The organism is Aquaticitalea lipolytica (assembly GCF_014641635.1).
Classification (GTDB): Bacteria; Bacteroidota; Bacteroidia; order Flavobacteriales; family Flavobacteriaceae; genus Aquaticitalea; species Aquaticitalea lipolytica.
Genome location: NZ_BMIC01000029.1, coordinates 1 through 1,110, shown reverse-complemented (window position 1 = coordinate 1,110; position 1,110 = coordinate 1). Strand labels below are relative to the sequence as shown.

Sequence of the window (1,110 nt, the reverse complement as noted above, 5' to 3'; positions counted from 1 at the left end):
AATACATAAGGAGGTTCTTTACCATATAATTGTTTTATTTTATCTAAATCTGCAAATCCCATAGGGACAATATCAAAGGGATTATAAACTCTTAAACCAACAGTATTGAAGTAACTATTATATAAGTTTGCAAATAAGTAATTTCCAGCAGACTCAGAAGCAAATGTATAGGGGATGATTATATTTTTATTAAAAGTTTGTAAAAGCCAAACAGCGACTACTGAGGCCAAGCAGGCACCTTGACTATGCCCAGTTACATATATTTTAATACCTAAACCTAAAGAATTAATAAATTGGTAAAGATTTAATTTAGTTTTTGGGTCAACCATTGCATTGAGATGATTCCAGCCATCTGCCATTCCATCAGAGATCATTTTAGCGCCACCAATGTCCCAAGGCAATGAAGAAAGCTCAAGAGAATCCGCATCCAAAAACACAGATTCCACGCTTTCTATTGTGCCTCTAATCGCAATCATATACTCATTAGAGCTTTTGCTTTTAACCACATACATTCTATTGCTTCCTAAATCAGATGGTCCCCAAACTAATTGCCAATTCGCTTTGGTTGCAAGATTTGGGTCATTTAGTTGGCGCAGTAATAAAGTATCATTATCGTAAGCAAGAGTAGCTAATGTTACTGCCTCTTGTAGCTTATTATATGTTTCTAAACTTAAAATTTCATTAGAGTTCATATTACATTATAGGCTCTTATAAGTTATAATTATATAACTATCATTATTGTCTTGATCATTAGAATCTTCCGAGGTAACAGTAATAATGGTAGAACCTCCACCAGATGATATTATTGGGTCTTTAACTGAAGCATTGTTAAAAGGCCCATTTGGCCCTGAAGGAGAATATTCAAATAATGCACTTATTGCATACCCTTGTCTAGTCGGAGGGAGATCATAACTTGTTAAACCATTTTGAGTTTTCATTGGTGCTCCTTCTCCAGAGCCTGAAAATATAACAGTAGTTTGACTTCCTAGAATTGACCAGGTAAGAGTTACTCTTTGATAATATGCAGCATGAGCATTACATATAATAAGACCCGATGAGTCTCCATTAATTGGAATTGAAACAGGATTAGTTGCCATAATAATTTGTTTA

The 1,110-nt window shown here is 34.2% G+C and carries 2 protein-coding genes; both read right to left on the bottom strand.

Going from position 1 to position 1,110, the window contains the following annotated elements; translation table 11 throughout:
• A partial coding sequence (locus tag IEW41_RS14460) for a lipase family protein (protein ID WP_188607085.1) occupies positions 1–692 on the bottom strand: 692 nt, incomplete at its 3' end.
• Between the two features lie 6 nt (positions 693–698).
• Positions 699–1,110, bottom strand: a 412-nt coding sequence (locus IEW41_RS14455) for a fucose-binding lectin II (RefSeq protein WP_229660235.1), incomplete at its 5' end; no start/stop codon positions are given.